At 70.0% G+C, this 23,127-nt stretch carries 21 protein-coding genes; 13 read left to right on the forward strand and 8 right to left on the reverse strand.

The genetic code is table 11. The annotated features are described in order from the left end of the window. Nucleotides 1-15 precede the first annotated feature (15 nt). Nucleotides 16-681, reverse strand: a complete 666-nt coding sequence (locus tag BLU22_RS09685) for an alpha/beta hydrolase (protein WP_090213976.1) — start codon at nt 679-681, stop codon at nt 16-18. A 78-nt stretch (nt 682-759) separates the two neighbouring features. Beyond that, on the reverse strand, nt 760-1,470 hold the full coding sequence (locus BLU22_RS09690; protein WP_090213978.1) for an SIMPL domain-containing protein: 711 nt from the start codon (nt 1,468-1,470) through the stop codon (nt 760-762). A 147-nt stretch (nt 1,471-1,617) separates the two neighbouring features. Here BLU22_RS09690 and BLU22_RS09695 point away from each other — a divergent pair, with 147 nt between their 5' ends. Continuing rightward, on the forward strand, nt 1,618-2,877 hold the full coding sequence (locus BLU22_RS09695) for an ATP-binding protein (RefSeq protein WP_090213979.1): 1,260 nt from the start codon (nt 1,618-1,620) through the stop codon (nt 2,875-2,877). Between the two features lie 40 nt (nt 2,878-2,917). After that, nucleotides 2,918-3,478 carry a response regulator transcription factor gene (locus BLU22_RS09700; protein WP_090213981.1) on the forward strand — a complete coding sequence of 187 codons (561 nt, stop codon included), beginning with the start codon at nt 2,918-2,920 and terminating at the stop codon, nt 3,476-3,478. 92 nt (nt 3,479-3,570) lie between these two features. Here BLU22_RS09700 and BLU22_RS09705 read toward each other — a convergent pair whose 3' ends face one another. From BLU22_RS09705 to gatC, 5 genes are all read right to left on the reverse strand, one after another. Then, nucleotides 3,571-4,656, reverse strand: a complete 1,086-nt coding sequence (locus BLU22_RS09705; protein ID WP_090213982.1) for a calcium/sodium antiporter — start codon at nt 4,654-4,656, stop codon at nt 3,571-3,573. Between the two features lie 102 nt (nt 4,657-4,758). Beyond that, nucleotides 4,759-5,130 carry a septal ring lytic transglycosylase RlpA family protein gene (locus BLU22_RS09710; protein WP_090213984.1) on the reverse strand — a complete coding sequence of 124 codons (372 nt, stop codon included), beginning with the start codon at nt 5,128-5,130 and terminating at the stop codon, nt 4,759-4,761. 128 nt (nt 5,131-5,258) lie between these two features. Next, on the reverse strand, nt 5,259-6,707 hold the full coding sequence (gatB, locus tag BLU22_RS09715; RefSeq protein WP_090213985.1) for an Asp-tRNA(Asn)/Glu-tRNA(Gln) amidotransferase subunit GatB: 1,449 nt from the start codon (nt 6,705-6,707) through the stop codon (nt 5,259-5,261). A 12-nt stretch (nt 6,708-6,719) separates the two neighbouring features. After that, nucleotides 6,720-8,174 (reverse strand): Asp-tRNA(Asn)/Glu-tRNA(Gln) amidotransferase subunit GatA, encoded by a 1,455-nt coding sequence (gene gatA, locus BLU22_RS09720; protein WP_173867175.1) that lies wholly within the window; start codon nt 8,172-8,174, stop codon nt 6,720-6,722. Continuing rightward, complete coding sequence (gene gatC / locus BLU22_RS09725) at nt 8,171-8,458, reverse strand: Asp-tRNA(Asn)/Glu-tRNA(Gln) amidotransferase subunit GatC (protein WP_090213987.1); 288 nt, start codon at nt 8,456-8,458, stop codon at nt 8,171-8,173. The genes gatA and gatC overlap by 4 nt, the downstream gene beginning before the upstream one ends. Nucleotides 8,459-8,665: 207 nt before the next feature. Between gatC and mreB the strand changes: the two genes are divergently transcribed. From mreB to tldD, 8 genes are all read left to right on the forward strand, one after another. Further along, nucleotides 8,666-9,703 carry a rod shape-determining protein MreB gene (mreB, locus tag BLU22_RS09730; RefSeq protein ID WP_090213989.1) on the forward strand — a complete coding sequence of 346 codons (1,038 nt, stop codon included), beginning with the start codon at nt 8,666-8,668 and terminating at the stop codon, nt 9,701-9,703. A 130-nt stretch (nt 9,704-9,833) separates the two neighbouring features. Then, a complete protein-coding gene (gene mreC, locus BLU22_RS09735; protein ID WP_231975234.1) occupies nt 9,834-10,778 on the forward strand; it encodes a rod shape-determining protein MreC in 945 nt (314 codons plus the stop codon). Beyond that, entirely contained in the window at nt 10,778-11,266 is a 489-nt protein-coding gene (mreD, locus tag BLU22_RS09740) for a rod shape-determining protein MreD (protein ID WP_090213991.1), read from the forward strand. The genes mreC and mreD overlap by 1 nt, the downstream gene beginning before the upstream one ends. A gap of 29 nt (nt 11,267-11,295) precedes the next feature. Continuing rightward, nucleotides 11,296-11,886 (forward strand): Maf family protein, encoded by a 591-nt coding sequence (locus tag BLU22_RS09745; RefSeq protein WP_090213992.1) that lies wholly within the window; start codon nt 11,296-11,298, stop codon nt 11,884-11,886. A 46-nt stretch (nt 11,887-11,932) separates the two neighbouring features. After that, nucleotides 11,933-13,390 (forward strand): ribonuclease G, encoded by a 1,458-nt coding sequence (gene rng, locus BLU22_RS09750; RefSeq protein ID WP_090213994.1) that lies wholly within the window; start codon nt 11,933-11,935, stop codon nt 13,388-13,390. A gap of 20 nt (nt 13,391-13,410) precedes the next feature. After that, complete coding sequence (locus BLU22_RS09755) at nt 13,411-17,232, forward strand: YhdP family protein (protein ID WP_090213995.1); 3,822 nt, start codon at nt 13,411-13,413, stop codon at nt 17,230-17,232. A 178-nt stretch (nt 17,233-17,410) separates the two neighbouring features. After that, a complete protein-coding gene (locus BLU22_RS09760) occupies nt 17,411-18,265 on the forward strand; it encodes a carbon-nitrogen hydrolase family protein (protein ID WP_090216379.1) in 855 nt (284 codons plus the stop codon). Continuing rightward, nucleotides 18,262-19,701, forward strand: a complete 1,440-nt coding sequence (tldD, locus tag BLU22_RS09765; protein WP_090213997.1) for a metalloprotease TldD — start codon at nt 18,262-18,264, stop codon at nt 19,699-19,701. Before BLU22_RS09760 ends, tldD begins: the two co-directional genes overlap by 4 nt. Before the next feature lie 146 nt (nt 19,702-19,847). On the opposite strand, the gene yjgA is transcribed toward tldD, so the two are convergent. After that, nucleotides 19,848-20,369, reverse strand: a complete 522-nt coding sequence (gene yjgA, locus BLU22_RS09770; protein WP_090213999.1) for a ribosome biogenesis factor YjgA — start codon at nt 20,367-20,369, stop codon at nt 19,848-19,850. 94 nt (nt 20,370-20,463) lie between these two features. On the opposite strand from yjgA, the gene pmbA reads away from it, so the two are divergent. The 3 genes from pmbA (at nt 20,464) to BLU22_RS09785 (ending at nt 23,003) form a co-directional block, all read left to right on the forward strand. After that, complete coding sequence (gene pmbA / locus BLU22_RS09775; RefSeq protein WP_090214001.1) at nt 20,464-21,813, forward strand: metalloprotease PmbA; 1,350 nt, start codon at nt 20,464-20,466, stop codon at nt 21,811-21,813. Between the two features lie 93 nt (nt 21,814-21,906). Further along, nucleotides 21,907-22,170 carry a YeaC family protein gene (locus BLU22_RS09780; RefSeq protein ID WP_090214003.1) on the forward strand — a complete coding sequence of 88 codons (264 nt, stop codon included), beginning with the start codon at nt 21,907-21,909 and terminating at the stop codon, nt 22,168-22,170. After that, on the forward strand, nt 22,170-23,003 hold the full coding sequence (locus BLU22_RS09785; protein ID WP_090214004.1) for a DUF2797 domain-containing protein: 834 nt from the start codon (nt 22,170-22,172) through the stop codon (nt 23,001-23,003). The genes BLU22_RS09780 and BLU22_RS09785 overlap by 1 nt, the downstream gene beginning before the upstream one ends. Nucleotides 23,004-23,127 lie beyond the last annotated feature (124 nt).

Raw genomic sequence — 23,127 nt, forward strand, 5'->3', positions numbered from 1 at the left:
GAAGCCGTGGGGCACTCAGGCGGCCAGGCGCTCGCTCAGCCACAGGGCGATGTCGCGGATTTCCGCGTTGCCGACCTCGTGGCCCATCGGGTAGCTGCGCCACTCGACCGCCACGCCGCGTTCGGCGAGCCAGTCGTGGGCGCGGCGGCCGAGGGCCGGGTCGACCACCGCATCCTCGCTGCCGTGCAGGCAGAGCACCGGGTGGGCCTGCTGGATGGCGCCGAGTGTCTGGCCTGGCTCGAAGGCGGGCGCGTAGGTGGACAGCGCCAGCACGCCGCCCAGCGCGCCGGCCCAGCGGCGGAAGGCGGCATGCAGGACCACGGCGCCGCCCTGGGAAAAGCCGGCGAGGAAGATCCGCTCGGCAGGGATGCCGCTGGCGCGTTGCGCCTCGATCAGTTCCAGCACCCGGCTGGCCGAGTCCTCCAGTTGCGCCAGGTCGAGGGCGCGCTCGGGTTCGAGGGCGACGATGTCGTACCAAGAGGGCATGCTCCAGCCGCCGTTGAGGGTCACCGGACGGGTCGGCGCCTGCGGCAGCACGAAGCGCACGCCGGGCAGCACGCGCTGCAGCGCTTCGGCCACCGGCTGGAAGTCGTAGCGGTCGGCGCCCAGGCCGTGCAGCCAGATCACGCAGGCGCTGGCGGGCTGGGCGGGTTCGAGGATCAGGGGGGCGACGCTGGACATGCGGGAAACTCCGGTGGCGGGACGGCGCGATTATCGCCCGTCGCGCGGCGCCGGCAACAGGGCGCCGCGCGCAGTCCTTCACGGGGCGGGCTGCACCTCGATCACGCCGTCGGCGCTGATGCGCAGCTCGCTGTTGCCGGCCTCGATTTCCGCGGCCGGGGCGCCGGTGGCCATCGCGCTGTCCTTCATCGCCATGGCGCGCAGCAGCGGCGGACGGGCGAAGCCGGTGCTGTTGAGGTCCAGGCGCACCAGTTGGTAGCGGCTGGCGCCCAATGCCTCGCTGAGCAGTCGGGCGCGGGCCTGGAAGGCCTGTACCGCCTCGCGCAGCAGTTCGTCCTCGTGGCGCTTGCGGCTGGCCTCGGAGAGGCTGAAGCTCATGTCGGCCATCTGCAGCTCCTCCTGCAGCTCGCCGGCCAGACGGGCGAGGGCGGCGAAGTCGGCGCTCTCCAGGCGCAGTTCGGCGCGTTCGCGCCAGCCGATGATCTTGCGCCCCTTGTCTTCGTAGACCGGGTAGCTGTGGCGGCTGCCCAGGCTGGCGCTGATCGCCTTGACCGTGCGGCTGCGCGCGACGGCGCGGTTGAGGGCTTCGGTGATGCGCCCGGCCAGCACCGCCGGGTCGCCGTGCTGCTCCTCGCGATAGAGGGTGACGTGCATGCGGTCGTGGGGCACTTCGCGGCTGACCTCGGCGCGCAGGCCGATCTGGTTGTAGCGCGGCTCCTCGGCCTGCGCCGGCAGGGCCAGCAGGCCGGCGGCGAGGGCGAGCAGGGAGAGGGTGGGGCGCAGCATCATGGGTGACTCCTGTCCGTAACGGGGCGATGGCGCTATGACCGGATGGCGGCCCTGGCGGTTCCCCATCATGCCCCAGGGCTGTGCAGTTTTGCCGCAGCCGTGGCCGTCGTGGCGCAGGTATACTCTGCCCAGTTTCCGGAATCCGCTATGCAAGCACCTGCCCAGCTCCTGTTTTCCGCCAGCCTGCAGAACCTCGGCCGGCTGGTCCTGATCCGTCTGCTCGTGCTGGCCGCCCAGGCCGGCTCGGTGGGTTTCGCCTGGCTGTCCGACCTGCTGCCGCTGCCGTGGACCCAGCTCGGCATCACCCTGGCGGTCTCCGCGCTGCTCTGTCTGGGCACCGCGCTGCGCCTGCGCGGGCCCTGGCCGGTCACCGAGCAGGAGTACGCGCTGCAGCTGGTCTGCGACCTGATCATCCACAGCGTGCTGCTCTACTACTCGGGCGGTTCGACCAACCCCTTCGTCTCCTACTATCTGGTGCCGCTGACCATCGCCGCGGCGACCCTGCCGTGGCTGTATTCCATGGTGCTCAGCGGCCTGGCGCTGACCGGCTACACCCTGCTGCTGATCTGGTACCACCCGCTGCACATGAGCAACGTGCAGCACGAGGCGATGCTGATCAACCTGCACCTGTTCGGCATGTGGCTGAACTTCGCCCTGTCGGCGGCGTTCATCACCTTCTTCGTGGTGAAGATGGCCGATGCGCTGCGCACCCAGGACCGCCTGCAGGCCGAGCGCCGCGAGGAGGGCATGCGCGACCAGCAGTTGCTGGCGGTGGCCACCCAGGCGGCCGGCGCGGCCCATGAGCTGGGCACCCCGCTGGCGACCATGAGCGTGCTGCTCAAGGAGCTGCGCCAGGAGTACCGCGACGAACCGGTGCTGCAGGAGGATCTGGCCCTGCTGCAGGAGCAGGTCAAGCTGTGCAAGGACAGCCTGCAGCAGCTGGTGCGCGCCGCCGAGGCCGAGCGGCGCCAGTCGATCAAGGAACAGACCGCCGGCGAGTGGCTGGAGAGCGTGCTGCGTCGCTGGCACCTGATGCGCCCGGAAGCCACCTACCGCTACCAGTGCCAGGGCATCGGCGCGGCGCCGCTGCTGATGCCGCCGGCCGATCTCAGCCAGGCGCTGCTCAACCTGCTCAACAACGCCGCCGATGCCTGTCCGGAGAACCTCGACATCCGTCTCGACTGGGATGCCCGCGAACTCTGCCTGAGCATCCGCGACCACGGCGCCGGCGTGCCGCTGGCGATCGCCGAGCAGCTCGGCAAGCCGTTCTTCACCACCAAGGGCAAGGGATTCGGCCTCGGCCTGTTCCTCAGCCAGGCCAGCGTCAGCCGCGCCGGTGGTACAGTGAAGCTCTACAACCACGAAGACGGCGGCACGCTCACCGAGCTGCGTCTGCCGCGTATCTGAGGCGTCGTTCGAGCGCCAGTTTCGCCTTGCGAGGTATTTGATGAGCGAAGAAGCGTTATTCGATGTGGAGGAGCAGCCCCACCTGCTGCTGGTGGATGACGACCAGACCTTCACCCGCGTGCTGGCGCGGGCGATGACCCGCCGCGGCCTGCGGGTGTCGGTGGCCTCCTCGGCCGAGGAAGGACTGGCGCTGGCCGAGCAGGACCTGCCCGACTATGCGGTGCTCGACCTGAAGATGGACGGCGACTCCGGGCTGGTGCTGCTGCCCAAGCTGCTGGAGCTGGACGGCGAGATGCGCGTGGTGATCCTCACCGGCTATTCGAGCATCGCCACCGCGGTGGAGGCGATCAAGCGCGGCGCCTGCAACTACCTGTGCAAGCCGGCCGACGCCGACGACGTGCTGGCCGCGCTGCTCTCCGAGCACGCCGACGTCGACAGCTTGGTGCCGGAAAACCCCATGTCGGTGGATCGCCTGCAGTGGGAGCACATCCAGCGCGTGCTGGCCGAGCACGACGGCAACATCTCCGCCACCGCCCGCGCCCTGGGCATGCACCGCCGCACCCTGCAGCGCAAGCTGCAGAAGCGCCCGGTACGCCGCTGAGCGCCCGCCCGGCGCCATGGTCGCCAGCAAAGCCAAACGCCGTTTCCCCGCAGGGGGAAACGGCGTTTTTCATGACGCGCGGCAGGCGGGTTTCAGCGCTGCAGTTTCCAGGCCCGGCCGCCGATCACCAGCAGGGTGATGGCGGTCAGCGGCAGCACGAACCACAGCATCGCCTGGCTGAACAGGCCCAGGCCCGGCGCGGCGGTGCTGTGCATGATCAGCCAGACGGTGTAGATCGCGTAGTAGGCGACGAACAGCGCACCTTCCCAGCGCTTGATGCAGTAGCCGGCGAAGAAGATCGGCAGGCAGGCCACGGCGACGGCGATCATCACCGGGAAGTCGAAGGCCAGCGCATTGGCCGACACGTTGATAGGCAGCGGCGAGACCAGCGAAGCCAGACCCAGCACGCAGAGTAGGTTGAACAGGTTGCTGCCCACCACGTTGCCGACGGCGATGTCGCGCTCGCCCTTGAAGGCGGCGATCATCGAGGTGGCCAGCTCCGGCAGCGAGGTGCCGACGGCGATGATGGTCAGGCCGATCACCAGCTCGGACAGCCCCAGCGCCTTGGCCAGGGTCACCGCGCCTTCCACCAGCAGGTTGGAGCCGCCGACCAGCAGCACCAGGCCGGCCACGACCAGCGCGAGGTTGAGCGCCCAGGCGTAGGGCTTGGGCGCCTCGTGCAGGCCGAACTCCTCGGCGAACTCGTCGCCGTTGCTGGCAGCCTTGTCCTTGCGGCTGCTGACGATCAGGAACGCGGTGTAGGCGACCACGCCGCCGAACAGCAGCGCGCCGTCCAGGCGGCCGAGCTGGCCGTCCATCGCCAGCGCCCAGGTGACCAGGCTGGCGCCGATCATCAGCGGCACGTCGAGACGGATCAGCTGGCGCGATACCAGCAGCGGCGCGACCAGCGCCGACAGGCCGAGGATCAGCAGCACGTTGGCGATGTTGCTGCCGACCACGTTGCCGATGGCGATGTCGCCGCTGCCGTCGAGGGCAGCCTGCACGCTCACCGCGGTTTCCGGCGCGCTGGTGCCGAAGGCCACCACGGTCAGGCCGATGATCAGCGGCGGAATGCCGAACTGCGCGGCCAGGCGCGCGGCGCCGCGCACCAGCACCTCGGCGCCGGCGACCAGCAGCACCAGGCCGGCGATCAGGTAGACGAAGGTCATCAGGGTCATGCTTGGAGGGCTCCGGGAAAAATTTGCGCAAGCTTAGCCGTTTGTCGGCGCCCTGGCAGCCTCGCAGCAGAGCCGATTGTTACCACGTGCTGCGCTGCGGTTTCAGTCGGCGATGCGCTCCACGCGCACCGGTGCCACGCCGCTGCGCAGCATGCCGAGGCGCTCGGCGGCGGCGCGCGACAGGTCGATGATCCGTCCGCGTCCGTAGGGGCCGCGGTCGTTGATGCGCACCACCACGCTGCGCTGGCTGCGCAGGTGGGTGACCTTGACCCGGCTGCCGAACGGCAGGCTGCGATGGGCGGCGGTCAGCGCGTGCTGGTCGAAGCGCTCGCCGCTGGCGGTACGCCGGCCATGATGGCGCTGGCCGTACCAGGAGGCCTGGCCTTCGGCGCGGTAGACGGGCGTGCCGGCGGGCGGCGGGCTGGCGCAGCCGGCCAGCAGGACGAGAATGGCGGTCAGGACAAGACGGTGCATCGCGAGGCTCCCCGTGGACGGCGCAACGCCGGGCGAACCCGGCGTTGCGTGGCGCTGTTTCGATTCGCCGGGCGGCGCGCGGTTCGCGACCGTCCGGCGGAAAGCCCGCGCCGCGCCGGCGCCGCGGTTCAGCCTTCGAGCTTCTTCTTCAGCAGCTCGTTGACCTGCCCCGGGTTGGCCTTGCCTTTGGAGGCCTTCATCGCCTGGCCGACGAAGAAGCCGAACATCTTGCCGCGCTTGGCCTCGTCGCTGGCGCGGTACTGCTCGACCTGGGCGGCGTTGGCGGCCAGTACCTCGTCCAGCATCGCCTCGATGGCACCGGAGTCGGTGACCTGCTTGAGGCCCTTGGCCTCGATGATCGCATCGGCGGACTCGCCTTCGCCGGCGGCCAGCGCCTCGAACACCATCTTGGCGATCTTGCCGCTGATGGTGTTGTCCTTGATGCGCAGGATCATCCCGCCCAGCTGGGCGGTGGACACCGGCGACTGCTCGATCTCCAGGCCTTCCTTGTTGAGCAGGCTGGACAGCTCGCCCATTACCCAGTTGGCGGCCAGCTTGGCATCGCCGCAGACCTGCTGGACGGCCTCGAAGTAGTCGGCCAGCTCGCGGCTGGCGGAGAGTACCGAGGCGTCGTAGGTGGACAGGCCGAACTGGCTCTCGAAGCGCGCGCGCTTTTCGCCCGGCAGCTCCGGCAGCTCGCTGCGGATCTGCTCGATGAAGTCGTCTTCCAGCACCACCGGCAGCAGGTCCGGGCAGGGGAAGTAGCGGTAGTCGTTGGCTTCCTCCTTGCTGCGCATCGAACGGGTCTCGTCCTTGTTCGGGTCGTACAGGCGGGTTTCCTGCACCACCTGGCCGCCGTCCTCGATCAGCTCGATCTGCCGCTGCACCTCGTGATTGATCGCCTTCTCGATGAAGCGGAACGAGTTGACGTTCTTGATCTCGGCGCGGGTGCCGAATTCGGCCTGACCCTTGGGGCGCACCGAGACGTTGCAGTCGCAGCGCAGCGAGCCTTCGGCCATGTTGCCGTCGCAGATGCCCAGGTAACGCACCAGCGCGTGGATCGCCTTGACGTAGGCCACCGCCTCCTTGGCCGAGCGGATGTCCGGTTCGGAAACGATCTCCAAGAGCGGCGTGCCGGCGCGGTTGAGGTCGATGCCGGACATGCCGTGGAAGTCCTCGTGCAGGCTCTTGCCGGCGTCCTCTTCCAGGTGCGCGCGGGTGATGCCGATGCGCTTGACCGTACCGTCTTCCAGGGTGATGTCCAGGTGACCCTTGCCGACCACCGGGTGGTCCATCTGGCTGGTCTGGTAGCCCTTGGGCAGGTCGGGGTAGAAGTAGTTCTTGCGCGCGAACACGTTGGTGCGGCCCAGCTCGGCGTCGATCGCCAGGCCGAACTTCACCGCCATGCGCACCGCCTGTTCATTCAGCACCGGCAGGGTGCCGGGCATGCCCAGATCGACCAGGCTGGCCTGGGTGTTCGGCTCGGCGCCGAAGGTGGTGGCGCTGCCGGAGAAGATCTTCGATTGGGTGCTGAGCTGGGCGTGGATTTCCAGCCCGATCACGGTTTCCCATTGCATTGTGCGTGTTCCTCAGAATCCGGCCGGGGTGCGGGTGTGCCAGTCGCTGACCTGCTGGTACTGGTGCGCCACGTTGAGCAGGCGTGCCTCCTGGAAGTACGGCGCCAAGAGCTGCACGCCCACCGGCAGGCCGTCGACGAAGCCGGCCGGCATGGACAGGCCGGGGATGCCGGCGAGGTTGGCGGTGATGGTGTAGATGTCTTCCAGATAGGCCGACACCGGATCGGCGCTCTTTTCGCCGAGCTTCCACGCCGGGTTCGGGGTGGTCGGGCCGAGGATCACGTCGACCTCGCCGAATGCCTGGACGAAGTCGTTCTTGATCAGGCGGCGGATCTTCTGCGCCTTCAGGTAGTAGGCGTCGTAGTAGCCGGCCGACAGCGCGTAGGTGCCGACCATGATGCGGCGCTTGACCTCGGCGCCGAAGCCCTCGCCGCGCGAGCGCTTGTACAGGTCTTCGAGGTTGACCGGGTTCTCGCAGCGGTAGCCGAAGCGCACGCCGTCGAAGCGCGACAGGTTGGAGCTGGCTTCGGCCGGGGCGATCACGTAGTAGGCCGGGATCGCGTGCTGCATGTTCGGCAGCGAGATGTCCTTGACCGTGGCGCCGAGCTTCTTCAGCTCCTCGACCACCGCCAGCACCGCCTCGGCGATGCGCGCGTCGAGGCCGGCGCCGAAGTATTCCTTCGGCAGGCCGATGCGCAGGCCGGCCAGCGGCTGGTTCAGCGCCGCCAGGTAGTCGTCCACCGGGGCGTCGACACAGGTGGAGTCCTTGGTGTCGAAGCCGGCCATGGCGCCGAGCAGCAGGGCACAGTCCTCGGCGGTGCGGGCGATGGGGCCGCCCTGGTCGAGGCTGGAGGCGTAGGCGATCATGCCCCAGCGCGATACCCGTCCATAGGTCGGCTTGAGACCGGTGAGGTTGGTCAGCGCCGCCGGCTGGCGGATCGAGCCGCCGGTGTCGGTGCCGGTGGCGGCCGGAATCAGTCCGGCGGCCACCGCGGCGGCCGAGCCGCCGCTGGAGCCGCCCGGCACGCGGGTCAGGTCCCAGGGGTTCTTCACCGCGCCGAAGTGGCTGGATTCGTTGGCCGAGCCCATGGCGAACTCGTCCATGTTCAGCTTGCCGAGGCTGACCGCGCCGGCCGCGGCGAGCTTCTCGACCACGGTGGCGTCGTAGGGCGCCTTGAAGTTGTGGAGGATCTTCGAGGCGCAGGTGGTCAGCACGTCTTTGGTGCAGAACAAGTCCTTGTGCGCGATCGGCGCGCCGAGCAGCGTGCCGTTCTCGCCGGCCGCGCGGCGTGCGTCGGCGGCGGCCGCCTGGGCGCGGGCCTGCTCGGCGGTGACGCTGATGAAGCTGTTGAGCTGCGGGTCGAGCGCTTCGATGCGCGCCAGCAGCGCCTCGCTCAGCTCGACGGAGGAAAAGTCCTTGGCGGCCAGGCCGCGGGCGATTTGCGCCAGAGTCAGTCGATGCATCACTCGATCACCTTGGGAACCAGATACAGGCCGTTTTCCACGGCCGGGGCGATGGCCTGGTAGGCGTCGCGCCGATTGCTTTCGGTCACCGCGTCGGCGCGCAGGCGCTGGGTGGTTTCCAGCGGGTGGGCCAGCGGTTCGATGCCGTCGGTGGCGACCGCCTGCATGTGGTCGATCAGGCCGAGGATGTTGTTGAGGGTCTCGGTGGTGCGCGGAATGTCCGCCTCCTCCAGCCCCAGGCGGGCCAGGTGGGCGATTTTTTCCACGTCGGAGCGTTCGAGCGCCATCGGGAGTCTCCAGCGGAAAGCGACGAGTGACCGCCAGGGCACGGGAGCGGAACTCATGGCGGAAAAGGCGGCCAAACGCAGCGATTGAGGGGCTTTCACAGCCCGGAAAGGGCAGCAATCTAACATATGTGCGCCTTGCCCAAAATCCCTGCCGTTGTTAGAGTCTGCCGCACTTTTACCCACGCGATCCCCCAGGGTTCCTGTCCCATGTTGAAAAAACTGCGCGGCATGTTTTCCAGCGATCTGTCGATCGACCTGGGCACTGCCAACACCCTTATTTATGTGCGTGAGCGCGGGATTGTGCTCAACGAACCGTCCGTGGTTGCCATCCGCAGCAGCGGCAACCAGAAGAGCGTGGTCGCCGTCGGTAGCGAGGCCAAGCGCATGCTCGGCCGTACCCCGGGCAATATCTCCGCCATTCGTCCGATGAAGGACGGCGTGATCGCCGACTTCAGCGTCTGCGAGAAGATGTTGCAGTACTTCATCAACCAGGTGCACGAGAGCAGCTTCCTGCAGCCTTCGCCGCGCGTGCTGATCTGCGTGCCGTGCAAGTCGACCCAGGTCGAGCGCCGGGCGATCCGCGAGTCGGCCCTCGGCGCCGGTGCGCGCGAGGTGTTCCTGATCGAGGAGCCGATGGCCGCGGCCATCGGCGCCGGCCTGCCGGTGGAAGAGGCGCGCGGCTCGATGGTGGTCGACATCGGCGGCGGCACCACCGAGATCGCGCTGATCTCCCTGAACGGTGTGGTGTATGCCGAGTCCGTGCGCGTCGGCGGCGATCGTTTCGACGAGGCCATCGTCACCTACGTGCGGCGCAACTACGGCAGCCTGATCGGCGAGGGCACCGCCGAGCGCATCAAGCAGGAAATCGGTACCGCCTATCCGGGCGGCGAAGTGCGCGAGCTGGACGTGCGCGGCCGCAACCTGGCCGAAGGCGTGCCGCGCAGCTTCACGCTGAACTCCGCCGAGGTGCTGGAAGCGCTGCAGGAGTCCCTGGCGACCATCGTCCAGGCGGTGAAGAGCGCCCTGGAGCAGTCGCCGCCGGAGCTGGCCTCGGATATCGCCGAGCGCGGCCTGGTGCTGACCGGCGGTGGCGCGCTGCTGCGCGATCTGGACAAGCTGCTGGCCCAGGAAACCGGCCTGCCGGTGATCGTCGCCGAGGATCCGCTGACCTGCGTCGCCCGTGGCGGTGGTCGCGCCCTAGAGATGATCGACCGTCACGCCATGGATCTGCTGTCCACCGAGTGACCGATCTGCGGTCGACCCGTCGCCCTCTGGCGTGCGGGTCGCTATCGCCGACCCGCTGCCTGATCCTGCGAGGGGGCTCGCCATCAAACCGCTTTTTGCCAAGGGGCCGTCGCTGGGTGTCCGTCTGCTGGTGCTCGCCGTGCTGTCGGTGGCGCTGATGGTGGTGGACGCGCGCTTCGACACCCTCAAGCCGCTGCGCAGCCATCTGGGCCAGGTGCTCACGCCCTTCTACTGGCTGGCCGAGCAGCCGGTACGCCTGTGGCGCGGGGTCAGCCAGCAGTTCAGCAGCCGCGACGAGCTGATCGCCGAGAACGAGAAGCTCAAGGCCGAGGCCCTGCTGCTGCAGCGCCGCCTGCAGAAGCTGGCCACCCTCACCGAGCAGAACGTGCGCCTGCGCGAACTGCTCAACTCCGCCGCGCTGGTCGACGACAAGGTGCTGGTCAGCGAGCTGATCGGCGTCGATCCCAATCCGTTCACCCACCGCATCCTGATCGACAAGGGCGAGAAGGACGGCGTGTTCCTCGGCCAGCCGGTGCTCGACGCCCTCGGCCTGATGGGCCAGGTGGTCGAGGTGATGCCCTATACCGCGCGGGTGCTGCTGCTCACCGACAGCACCCACAGCATCCCGGTGCAGGTCAACCGCAACGGTCTGCGCGCCATCGCCATCGGCACCGGCAACCCCGAAAGCCTCGAACTGCGCCATGTCGCCGATACCGCCGACATCAAGGAGGGCGACCTGCTGGTCAGCTCCGGCCTCGGCCAGCGTTTCCCGGCCGGTTACCCGGTGGCGACGGTCAGGGAAGTGATCCACGACCCGGCGCAGCCCTTCGCGGTGGTGCGCGTGCAGCCTACCGCCCGGCTCAATCGCAGCCGCCATCTGCTGCTGGTGTTCAGCGATCCGCGCAGCCCCGAGCAGCGCGCCGCCGAGGCGGCGCTGGCCCAGGAGGCGGCGGATCGCCAGGCTGCCGGCGCGCCCGCCCCCGAATCCGTGCCGCCGGCTCCCGTGCCGGATGCCGCCGAGTCGCCGGCGCCGGCCGCTGCGCCCGCCGGCCCGTCCACCCAAGGAGTCCGCTGATGGTCGAGGGTCGTTCGCGCAACGGCTGGTTCGTCTGGTTCAGCCTGGCCTGCGCCCTGTTGCTCAGCGTGGCGCCGATGCCCGAGTTCATGGCCATCGGCCGGCCGCTGTGGCTGGCGCTGCTGATCGCCTTCTGGCTGCTGGTGGCGCCGTCGCGGATCGGCATGACCCGGGTCTGGCTGCTCGGTCTGGCCGCCGACGTGCTGTACGGCACGCTGCTCGGCCAGAACGCCCTGGTCCTGAGTCTGCTGGTGTTCATGCTGCTGTCGCTGCACCAGCGCCTGCGGGTGTTCCCGGTGTGGCAGCAGAGCCTGGTGCTGCTGGTGGTGTTCGGTCTGGCCCAGCTGGTACAGCTGTGGCTCGACAGCCTGAGCGGCAACCGCCCGCCGACCCTGGCCTTCCTGCTCCCGGCGCTGGTCAGTGCGCTGCTCTGGCCCTGGGTATACACCATCATGCGCGGCTTCAGCCGGCGCCTGGGCGTGCGCTGAGGCGTCGCCCGTCTTCGGAGAATCGTCTCGTGACTACCCTCTATCTGGCCTCCGCCTCGCCGCGGCGCCGCGAACTGCTGCAGCAGATCGGCGTGGCCCACTGCCTGGTGGCGGCTTCCATCGACGAGCGCGTCCTGCCGGGCGAGGCGCCGGCCGCCTATGTCGAGCGCCTGGCCCGAGAGAAAGCCGCGGCCGGGCTGGCCGCGCTCGGCCACGGCAACGCCTGCGTGCTGGGCGCCGATACTTCGGTGGTGCTCGACGGGCGGATCCTCGGCAAACCCGAGGGTCGCGCCGATGCGCTGGCCACCCTGGCGGCGCTGTCCGGTCGCGCCCATGAGGTGTACACCGCAGTGGCGGTCTGCGACGGCAGCCGCAGCCGGGTCCGGGTGGTCTGCAGCCGGGTGCATTTCCGCGCCTTGAGCGCGGTCGAGCGCGAGGCCTACTGGGCCAGCGGCGAGCCGTGCGACAAGGCCGGCAGTTATGGCATCCAGGGCCTGGGCGCGGTGTTCGTCAGCCACCTCGAAGGCAGTTATTCGGCGGTGGTCGGTCTGCCGTTGTGCGAAACTTCCGAGCTATTGGCCGAGTTCGGCATCCCCTGTTGGCAAGCGCTGCCGGCCTGAGCGGGGCTGCCACCGGGCCACGGTTTCCCGTCTAGAGAAGTGGCAGATGAGCGAAGAGATCCTGATCAACATCACCCCGATGGAGTCGCGCGTCGCGGTGGTGGAAAACGGCGTGCTGCAGGAAGTCCATGTCGAGCGCACCCAGAAGCGCGGCATCGTCGGCAACATCTACAAGGGCAAGGTGGTGCGCGTGCTGCCGGGCATGCAGGCGGCCTTCGTCGATATCGGCCTGGAGCGCGCGGCGTTCATCCACGCCTCGGAAATCTCCACTCGCGAGGGCAGCGCGGTGGAGTCGATCAGCGCGCTGGTCCACGAAGGGCAGAGCCTGGTGGTGCAGGTCACCAAGGACCCCATCGCCAGCAAGGGCGCGCGGCTGACCACCCAGCTGTCGATTCCCTCGCGCTATCTGGTGTACATGCCGCGCACCCGCCATGTGGGCATCTCGCTGAAGATCGAGGGCGAGGGCGAGCGCGAGCGGCTCAAGCAGGTGGTCGCCGACTGCGTGGCCGCCGAGGGCGTCGAGGACCAGGGCGGGTTCATCCTGCGCACCGCCGCCGAGGGTGCCGGCGCCGACGAGATCCTCGCCGACATCCGCTACCTGCGCCGCCTGTGGGAGCAGATCGGCGCGCAGATGCAGAGCGCCCCGGCGCCCTCGGTGATCTACGAGGACCTGTCGCTGGCCCTGCGCACCCTGCGCGATCTGGTCAGCCTGCGCACCGAGAAGATCCGCATCGACTCGCGGGAAACCTTCCAGAAGGTCGGGCTGTTCGTCGCCGAGCTGATGCCCGAGGTCGCCGACCGCATCGAGCACTACCCCGGCGAGCGGCCGATCTTCGACCTCTACGGCGTCGAGGACGAGATCCAGAAGGCCCTGGAGCGCAAGGTGCTGCTCAAGTCCGGCGGCTACCTGATCGTCGATCCGGCCGAGGCGATGACCACCATCGACGTCAACACCGGCGCCTTCGTCGGCCACCGCAACCTCGAGGAAACCATCTTCAAGACCAACCTCGAGGCTGCCACCGCCATCGCCCGCCAGCTGCGCCTGCGCAACCTCGGCGGGATCATCATCATCGACTTCATCGACATGGAAGACGAGGAGCATCGCCGCCAGGTGCTGCGTACCCTGGAGAAGATGCTCGAACGCGACCACGCCAAGACCAACATCATCGGCATCACCGAACTGGGCCTGGTACAGATGACCCGCAAGCGCACCCGCGAGAGCCTGCAGCAGGTGCTCTGCGAGCCTTGCCCGAGCTGCCAGGGGCGCGGCCGGCTGAAGACCGCGGAAACCATCTGCTACGAGATCTTCCGCGAGATCCTCCGCGAGGCGCGCGCCTACCAGGCCGAGTCCTACCTTGTGCTGGCCAACCAGGGCGTGATCGACCGCCTGCTGGATGAGGAGTCGGGCAACGTCGCCGACCTGGAGGCCTTCATCGGCCGACCGATCCGCTTCCAGGTCGAGGCCAAGTACTCCCAGGAGCTCTACGACGTGGTGCCGCTCTGAAGACAGCTGACGCACCGGCCCTGCGCCGGACCGAACGCCTGCTGCGCGGCCTGTTCGCGCTGCTGGCGCTGGGCCTGCTGCTGGCCGCCGCCTGGGTCAGCCTCGGTCGTGCACTGGTGCCGCTGGTCGGCGAATACCGAGCCGAACTGGAGCGCCGCGCCGGCGCCGCGCTCGGCCAGCCGCTGCACCTCGGTGCGCTGGAAGGCCGCTGGCGCGGCTTCGCGCCGCTGCTGCTGCTGCGCGACATCGAACTGCGCGACGGCGACCAGGCCGTGCATCTCGACCAGCTGCGCCTGGTGCCCGACCTGTGGGCCAGCCTGCGCAGCCGCAGCCTGCGGATCGCCCGGGTCGAACTGGAGGGCCTGCAGCTGGGCCTGCGCCAGCAGGCCGACGGGCAGTGGCAGCTCAAGGGCCTGCGCGCCGCGCCGGCAGCGGCTGCGTTCGATCCGGCGCCGTGGCTGGCGCGGCTGGCCCAGCTGCGCCGGGTGGTGGTGCTGGATGCGCGGCTGAGCGTCGAGCCCTGGCAGCAGGCCGCGTTCAGCGTCGGCGACATCGACCTCGATCTCGACAGCACGCCGTCGGCGCAGCGCCTCGACGCCCGCCTGCGCCTGCCCGACGGTCAGCCGCTGGCCGCCCAGCTGCGCACTCAGGGGCTGGCCCAGGACTGGCGGCAGGCCTCGGCCAGCCTCTATCTCAGCCTGCCGCAGAGCGACTGGGCGCCCTGGCTGCCGGCGCGGTTGCTGCCCGAGGGCTGGCAGCTGCAGCGCCTCGACGCCGGCGGCGAGGTCTGGCTGGAATGGGCCGCCGGTGCCGCGCAGCGGGCCGCGCTGCGCCTGCACGCGCCGCAGCTGACCCTGGTCGGCAACGGCAGCAGCGAGGCGTTCAGCGATCTGGCGCTGAGCGCCTGGTTCAGCCGCGAGGCGCAGGGCTGGCGCCTGCAGGTCGGCGATCTGGCGGGCAACTTCGGCGCGGTACGGATCAACCCCGGGCAACTGGCGCTCGCCTGGCAGGACGGCGAGGCCTGGCCCCGGCAGCTGCGTGCCGAGCGACTCGACCTGGCGCCGCTGGCGCAGCTGGTCACCCGCCTGGCACCCCTGCCGCCGCTGGCCCGCGAGGTGCTCGCCAGCCTGGCGCCGCACGGCGAGATCCACGATCTCCGGGCGCGGCTGCAGCCGCGCGAGGGGCAGTTGCCCGCGCTCGACTACCGCATGCGCCTGCAGCGGGTCGGCGTGCAGGGCTGGCAGAACGTGCCGGCGCTGGACAACGTCAGCGGCAGCCTGAGCGGCAGTCTGGAAGGCGGCGAGCTGCGTCTGGATGCCGACGACTTCATGCTTCATCTGGCCACCCTGTTCCCCGAGCCCTGGCGCTACCGCAAGGCCCGCGCGCGGCTGAACTGGAGCCTCGACGCCGAGGCCTTCAGCCTATCCAGCGCGCTGATGCGCCTGTCCGGCGAGGAGGGCGAGCTGGCCGGCAACATGCTGATCCGCCTGCGCCGCGACCCCGCCGCCGAGGACTACATGGACCTGCAGGTCGGCCTGCGCGAGGGGCGCGCCCGCTACACCGCGCGCTACCTGCCGACCCGTTCGCCGGGGATGAGCCCGGCGCTGGCCGACTGGCTGAAGGCGGCGATCGGCGACGGCGCCATCGAGCAGGGCCTGTTCCTCTACCAGGGCTCGCTGAACAAGGGCAGCGCGCCGGAATCGCGGGCGCTGGGGCTGTACTTCAAGGTGCATGACGCCAGCCTGGCCTACCAGCCGGACTGGCCGCCGCTGCGCGAGGTACGCGGCGAGGTGTTCGTCGAGGATCGCGGCGTGCGGGTGATCGCGCCGCAGGCGCGGGTGCTGGGCAGCCGTCTGGAGCAGGTCAGCGCCGAGGTGGCGCTCGGCGGTGCGGTGCCGCAGCTCAAGGTGCGCGGACAGGTGCGCAGCAGCCTCGGCGACGGCCTGAAGATCCTTCAGGACAGCCCGCTGGGGCGCGACCGGCTGTTCGCCGGCTGGCAGGGCGAGGGTCCGCTGGACGGTGCCCTGCAGCTGGACATTCCGCTGGCGCGCGCCGGCGGTGCGCTGCGCGCGGTGGTGGACTTCGCCACCGAGGGTGCGCGGCTGCAGATCGCCGAGCCGGCGCTGCAGCTCCAGCAGTTGCAGGGCCGCTTCCGTTACGACAGCGCGCGCGGATTGAGCGCCGAGGCGGTGCGCGCGCAGCTGTTCGAGCAGCCGGTGCGCGGGCGGATTCGCGCCCTGGGCCGTCCCGGTCGCCCCCACAGCCAGCTGGAGTTCGGCGGCGCGGTGGCGGTCGAGCGCCTGGCCGGCTGGCTGGGCGCCACCCCGGCCAGCCTGCCGGTTCGCGGTATGTTGCCGTACCGGCTGTGGCTGGACCTGGACGGTGCGGACAGCCGCCTGCGGGTCGAGTCCGACCTGCGCGGCACCGCCATCGACCTGCCGGCGCCCTTCGGCAAGGCGGCCGAGGACCGCCGCGCCAGCCAGTGGCGCATGACCCTGGCCGGGCGCGAGCGCCGCTACTGGCTGGAGCATGCCGGGCTGGCCAGCCTGAGCCTGGCGATGCCGCCGGGCGAGCTGGCCCAGGCGCGCGGCGAGCTGCGTCTGGGCGGCGAGCCCGCACGGCTGCCGACGGCGCCGGGGTTGTACCTGCGCGGCCGCCTGGCGCAGGTCGAGGCCGCCGCCTGGCAGGCCTGGTGGGCCGGGCAGAGCGCGCTCGGCGCCGGCACCAGCGCATCGTTGTTGAGCGGGCTGCGGGCGGTGGAGCTGCAACTGGGCCGCCTGCAGCTGGGCAGCCTGCGTCTCGACGACCTGCGCCTCGACCTGCGCCCGGCCGACGCCGGCTGGCGCCTGCGTCTGGACGGTCCGCAGCTCGCGGGGCTGGTGTCCGTGCCGGCCGCCCGCGCCGCGCCGCTGCAGGTGGACCTGCAGGCGCTGCGCCTGCCAGCGCGGGAAAGCGCCGAGGACAAGGCGCGCCGCGAAGCCGCCGGGCAGCCGCCGGTCGATCCGCTGGCCGGCGTCGATCCGCGTACGCTGCCGGCCATGGACGTGAACGTCGCTGCGCTGTACTTCGGCAACGAGCGTATGGGTCGCTGGGCCTGGAGCGCCCGGCCCATCGAGGGCGGCACGCGCTTCGAGCGCCTGGCCCTCGACCTCAAGGGGCTGCGCCTGGACGGTCGCCTGGACTGGCAGGGCAGCGGTCTGCAGGCGCGCAGCCGCTACCGCGGGCGCCTGCAGGGCGAGGACCTGAGCGATGTGCTGCTGGCTTGGGGCTTCGCGCCGAGCCTGAGCAGTCGCGACTTCCGTCTCGACGTCGACGGCGACTGGCCCGGTTCGCCGGCCATGGCCGGCCTGCGCCGCTTCAGCGGCAGCCTGGCGGCGCGCGCGCGCCAGGGCCAGTTGCTGGAAGTGGAGGGCGGCGCCAATGCGCTGCGGGTGTTCGGCCTGCTCAACTTCAACGCCATCGGCCGGCGCCTGCGCCTGGACTTTTCCGATCTGCTCGGCCAGGGCCTGAGCTACGACCGTATCGAGGGGCGTCTGCAGGGCATCGACGGGGTGTTCCTGACCCGCGAGCCGCTGCTGCTGGAGGGGCCGTCGACCCGCCTGGAGCTGGACGGCCAGCTGGACATGGCGGTGGACCGCATCGCCGCGCGCCTGCGGGTGACCCTGCCGCTGTCCAACAACCTGCCGCTGGCGGCGCTGCTGGCCGGCGCCGTGCCGGTGGCCGGCGCACTACTGATCGTCGACCAGCTGGTGGGCGACCGCCTGTCGAAGGTGGCCAGCGTCGAATACCGTGTCGACGGTCCCTGGCAGGACCCGCAGATCAGCCTGTTCGGCAAGCCGTGAGCGCCCGGTCGCGGCATATAGACTGTGGAGAAGCGGCCCGCGCAGTGCCGCGCCTCGCCGCGTGCGAGCGGCTGCGCCGCGGGCTGGCGCGTGCCGCATCGGGCGCGGGCGATGTGCGCGGACGCGCCGGGCGAGGGCGTTCCGGGTTAGGATGGCGCGGTCTGCAAGGGGGATGTCGATGACGCGCGTAGCAGTGATCCAGATGGTCAGTCAGTCCGATGTCGCGGCCAATCTGGCCAGCGCGCGGGCCTTGCTCGCCCAGGCCGCCGCCGGTGGCGCGCGGCTGGCGGTGTTGCCGGAGAATTTCGCCGCCATGGGGCGCCGCGACCAGGCGCTGCTGGCGGCTGCCGAGGCGCGTGGCGAGGGTCCTTTGCTGCCCTGGCTGCGCGCGGCGGCCCGCGATCTCGGCTTGTGGATCGTCGCCGGCACCCTGCCGCTGCTGCCGCCGGGGCAGCAGGGCGGCAAGCCCTGCGCCAGTTCCCTGCTGGTCGACGACGAGGGGCGGATCGCCGCCCGTTACGACAAGCTGCACCTGTTCGACGCCGAGGTGGCCGACAGCCGCGGCCATTACCGCGAGTCCGACGATTTCGCCCATGGCGAGCGCATCGTGGTAGCCGACACCCCGGTCGGGCGCCTGGGGCTCACGGTCTGCTACGACCTGCGCTTCGCCGAGCTCTACGTGGCGTTGCGCGCGGCCGGCGCCGAGCTGATCAGCGCGCCGTCGGCCTTCACCGCGGCGACCGGCGCGGCGCACTGGGAGGTGCTGGTGCGCGCGCGGGCCATCGAGACCCAGTGCTACCTGCTGGCCGCCAACCAGGGCGGCCTGCATCCCGGGCCGCGGGAAACCTATGGCCACTCGCTGATCGTCGATCCCTGGGGCCTGCCCCTGGCTTGCCGGGCGAGTGGCGAGGCCGTGCTGCTGGCCGATCTCGATCGCTCGCAGCAGGCCGCGATTCGCCAGCGCATGCCGGTCGACGCGCACCGTCGCCTGCGTTCCGGCACGCTGCAACCCCTGTCCAAGGAGTACGCATGAATACCCTGTCATCCGTCAGCGCCCGTCTGCTCGAACCGGCGGGCCTGAGCCTTGAGCGCCTGCCGGTGCTGCTCGGCGAACTGGCCGGTCCGGGCATCGACGCCGCCGACCTGTATTTCCAGAACATCGTCTCCGAGTCGTGGCTGCTGGAGGACGGCATCGTCAAGGAAGGCAGCTTCCACCTCGACCAGGGGGTCGGCGTGCGCGCCCAGTCCGGCGAGAAAACCGGCTTCGCCTACAGCAACAGCCTAGAGGAGCAGGCCCTGCGCCAGGCCATCGGCGCCGCCCGCTCGATCGCCCGCGCGGGGCGCCAGGGCAGCGTGTGCGCCGCGCGCAGCTGCGTGCCGCCGCGCCTGTACGGCGCCGACAATCCGCTGGAAGTGCTCGACCGCGCCGAGAAGGTCGAACTGCTCAAGCGCATCGACCGTGCCACCCGCGCCCTCGATCCGCGCATCTCACGGGTCACCGTGAGCCTGGCCGGGGTCTGGGAGCAGGTGCTGGTGGCCGCCGCCGACGGCAGCCTGGGCGCCGACATCCGCCCGCTGGTGCGCTTCAGCGTCAGCGTGATCGTCGAGCAGGGCGGGCGTCGCGAGCGCGGCTCCCACGGCGGCGGCGGGCGCACCGACTACCGCTACTTCCTGGAGAACGACCGCGCCCTGGACTACGCACGCGAGGCGGTACGCCAGGCGCTGGTCAACCTGGAGGCCATGCCGGCGCCGGCCGGCAGCCTGCCGGTGGTGCTCGGCAACGGCTGGAGCGGCGTGCTGCTGCACGAGGCGGTCGGCCACGGTCTGGAGGGCGACTTCAACCGCAAGGGCAGCTCGGCCTACAGCGGCCGGATCGGCCAGCCGGTGGCTTCCAGCCTGTGCACCATCGTCGACGACGGCACCCTGGCCGGGCGCCGCGGCTCGCTGAGCATGGACGACGAGGGCATCCCGACCCAGTGCACCACGCTGATCGAGAACGGTGTGCTCAAGGGCTACATGCAGGACAAGCTGAACGCCCGCCTGATGGGCGTGGCGCCGACCGGCAACGGCCGCCGCGAGTCCTACGCGCACCTGCCGATGCCGCGCATGACCAATACCTACATGCTGGCCGGGCAGAGCGAGCCGGAGGAGATTATCCGCTCGGTGAAGCGCGGCCTGTACTGCGCCAGCCTCGGCGGCGGCCAGGTGGACATCACCAGCGGCAAGTTCGTGTTCTCCACCAGCGAGGCCTACCTGATCGAGGACGGCAAGATCACCGCGCCGGTCAAGGGCGCCACCCTGATCGGCAATGGTCCGGAGGCGATGAGCCGGGTGTCGATGGTCGGCAACGACCTGGCGCTGGACAGCGGCGTCGGCACCTGCGGCAAGGACGGCCAGTCGGTGCCGGTGGGTGTCGGCCAGCCGACCCTGAAGATCGAGGCGATCACCGTCGGCGGAACCGGCGGCTGAGAACGCGGGCGGGCGATTCGCGCAGCGATGGCCCGCCTGGTCTGCGGCACGGAAGACCGCTGAGCAGGCGTCGCGCGAGTGTGCTGGCGGCGCCAGAGGCAGGGAACGGGGTGGAAACGGCGATATCCCCGCCGGTGGTACGGGGCTCAGCGCAGGCCGCGGCGCAGCTCGTCCATTTCGCGCAGGTACTTGAACACCTTGCGTGCGGCTGCCGGCGGCTTGCCGCGGGCGGCTTCGAACTGGGCGTGGCGGATCAGCTGGCGCAGGTGCTGGATGTCGGCTTCGGGGTATTCGCCGAGCAGCGCTTCGAGATCGCTGTCGTTACCGCCGACCAAGCGGTCGCGCCAGCGCTCCAAAGCGTGGAAGCGCTCGTTGTACTGGCGGGTCGAGGAGTCCATCTGGTCGAGCAGCGCGACGATGGCCTCGATGTCCTGGTCGCGCATCAGCTTGCCGATGTACTGGATGTGGCGTTTGCGGGCGGCGTGCACCTTGTGCTTCGGCGCTTCGAGCAGTGCCTTGAGCAGCGCCTCGGAGAGCGGCAGGCGGGCGAGCATGTCCGCCTTGAGGGTGGTCAGGCGCTCGCCGAGATCCTGCAGGGCATGCAGCTCGCGCTTGACCTGGGATTTGCTCTTCTCTTCGGAGAAGTCGTGGTCGAATTGTTCAGACATGGGGCGGGTCCGCTGGGAAACGCCGCCATGATAACCAGTCAGGGGCCGCTTGTCCGGCCCGGCCGGCGTGCCGGCGGGAAAAGAGGAAAGTCGCATGAATTCAGCCGTGGAAAGCGTGGGGCCGCAGGCCCTGCCGGGGTTGCAGGAGCAGGTCGAGGCGATCCTCGCCGAGGCGCGCCGCCAGGGCGCCAGCGCCTGCGAGGTGGCGGTATCGCTGGAGCAGGGGTTGTCCACCAGCGTGCGCCAGGGCGAGGTGGAGACCGTGGAATTCAACCGCGACCGCGGTTTCGGCATCACCCTCTATCTGGGCCAGCGCAAGGGCTCGGCGAGCACCTCGGCGCAGGGGTCCGAAGCGATCCGCGAGACGGTGGCCGCCGCGCTGGCCATCGCCCGGCACGCCTCCGAGGACGACTGCGCCGGGCTGGCCGACGCGGACCTGATGGCTCGCGAGCTGCCCGACCTGGATCTCTGGCATCCCTGGGCGATCGGCCCGGAGCAGGCCATCGAGCAGGCGCTGGCCTGCGAGGCGGCAGCCTTTGCCTGCGATCCGCGAGTCACCCGCGCCGACGGTACTACCCTCAATACCCACCTGGGTTGCCGGGTCTACGGCAACAGCCACGGTTTTGTCGGCGGCTACGCCTCCAGCCGGCACAGCCTGAGCTGCGTGATGATCGCCGAGGGCGAGGGGCAGATGCAGCGCGACTACTGGTACGACGCCCAGCGCATCGGCAGCCAGCTGGCCAGTGCCGAGTCGATCGGCCGGCGCGCCGCCGAGCGCGCCGTGGCGCGCCTCGGCGCACGGCCGGTGCCGACCTGCGAGGTGCCCGTGCTGTTCGCCGCGGAGCTGGCTGGCGGGCTGTTCGGCCACCTGCTGGCGGCGATTTCCGGCGGCAGCCTGTACCGCAAGGCGTCCTTCCTCGAAGGTGCGCTGGGCGAGCAGATCTGCCCGGACTGGCTGACCCTCGACGAGCGTCCGCGCCTGCCGCGCGGCATGGGCAGCGCCAGCTTCGACGGCGACGGGCTGGCCACCTATGCCAAGCCGTTCGTCGAGAACGGTCGGCTGGTGTCCTATGCGCTGGGCACCTACTCCGGCCGCAAGCTGGGCATGCCCAGCACCGCCAATGCCGGCGGGGTGCATAACCTTTTCGTCAGCCACGGCGCGGACGATCAGGCGGCGCTGATCCGGCGTATGGGGCGAGGCCTGCTGGTCACCGAGCTGATGGGGCAGGGCGTCAATCTGGTCACCGGCGACTACTCGCGCGGTGCGGCGGGCTTCTGGGTGGAGAACGGGGTGATCCAGTTCCCGGTGCAGGAGGTGACTATCGCCGGCAACCTGCGCGACCTGCTGCGCGGTATCGTCGCCGTCGGCAGCGATGTGGAAACCCGCGGCAACGTGCGCAGCGGCTCGGTGTTGATCGAGAAGATGACGGTTGGCGGCAGCTGAGGAGGCCAGGCGCGGCGCCTGCCAAGTGAGGCGGCTCGCCCTTGACTGGGCCGCCCCGCTAGAATCATCACTCTTTTCCCTGGAGGCACCCCCATGACGTCCTTCGTCGAAATGATCGAGAACATCACCCCCGAGATCTACCAGAACCTCAAGCTGGCCGTGGAGATCGGCAAGTGGCCCGATGGCCGCAAGCTGAGCCAGGAGCAGAAGGAGCTGTGCCTGCAGGCGATGATCGCCTGGGAGCAGGAGAACCTGCCTGAGGAGGAGCGCACCGGCTACATGGGCCCGCAGGAGTGCAAGTCCAAGTCCTTCGAGGTGCCGAACATCCTGTTCAAGAGCTCGGACACCCTGCACTGATGAACGAACTCGCACGCGGCGCACTGACCAAGATGACCGTGCGCCTGGGCGCCCCGGCGCAGTACAGCCTTCGCCTGGGCGAGGCCGAGGTGGCGGTCAACCCGCTGCTCGGCCAGCGCCTGCGCCTGGAGTTCCTCGGCGCCATCCACTGCAGCCATTGCGGCCGTAAGACCAAGAAGAGCTACGCCCAGGGTTACTGCTACCCGTGCATGACCCGGCTGGCGCAGTGCGACAGCTGCATCATGAGTCCGGAGAAGTGCCACTACGACGCCGGCACCTGCCGCGAGCCGGGCTGGGGCGAGCAGTTCTGCATGACCGACCATGTGGTCTATCTGGCCAATTCCAGCGGTGTGAAGGTCGGCATCACCCGCGCCACCCAGATGCCGACCCGCTGGCTCGACCAGGGCGCGCGTCAGGCCCTGCCGATCCTGCGCGTGGCCACCCGCCAGCAGTCCGGACTGGTCGAGGACCTGCTGCGCAGCCAGGTTGCCGACAAGACCAACTGGCGCGCGCTGCTCAAGGGCGATGCCGAGCCGGTGGATCTTGTCGCGGTACGCGAGCGGCTGTTCGACAGCTGCCGCGAGGGGCTCGAAGTGCTGCAGCAGCGTTTCGGTCTGCAGGCGATCCAGCCGCTGGCGGATGCCGAGGTGCTGGAGATCGACTATCCGGTCGAGCGCTATCCGACGAAGATCGCCAGTCTCGACCTGGACAAGACCCCGGTGGTCGAGGGCACCCTGCAGGGCATCAAGGGCCAGTACCTGATCCTCGATTGCGGGGTGATCAACATCCGCAAGTACACCGCCTACCAGGTGGCCATCGCCGCCGACGCCTGAGCGTGCCTGCCGCCCCGCCGCACTTGAGTTGCACGTCGCGTGCAGGCAGTCTGGAGCCACGAATCGTCACGGCCGGCGTCTGCGCCGGCCCTTTCCCCTTGCGTGCTTGAAGCCCGCCGCTTGA

Source organism: Pseudomonas guangdongensis, assembly GCF_900105885.1.
GTDB lineage: Bacteria > Pseudomonadota > Gammaproteobacteria > Pseudomonadales > Pseudomonadaceae > Geopseudomonas > Geopseudomonas guangdongensis.